Source organism: Bradyrhizobium sp. Kon58, assembly GCF_055807455.1.
The window spans coordinates 1-297 of sequence record NZ_JBVVOT010000337.1 but is presented as its reverse complement, the minus strand read 5'-3'; the positions used below and the strand labels follow the sequence as shown (position 1 = coordinate 297).

Annotated in this window: 1 protein-coding gene; it reads right to left on the bottom strand. The window is 63.0% G+C overall.

Going from position 1 to position 297, the window contains the following annotated elements:
• The coding region (locus AC0L20_RS40685) for a DNA-3-methyladenine glycosylase I (RefSeq protein ID WP_473295775.1) at positions 1 to 297 on the bottom strand (297 nt) is incomplete at both ends.

Here is a 297-nt window from a genome sequence, read left to right as displayed (position 1 = left end):
CAAAGGTCCAGCCACGTTTCTTCAGGGCCCTGGATAACCGCACCGACGCCGCCGACGTCGGGTTGGCCGTCCAGTAGGCCATGTCCACCACCGCCGGGCGCTCCTCTGAGCCGGGCTCGAACGACCACAGCCAATGCGCCAGCGAACCGGTCTCGCTCACCAGCTCGCAGGCCCGGCGTGCGTTGTTGATAGTGGAAACAATCTTCGCCCGGTTGCGCACGATACCGGGGTCGCTCATCAAGCGGTCGATATCCGCCTCGCCATACTGCGCCACTTTGCGAAAATCAAAACTGTCGA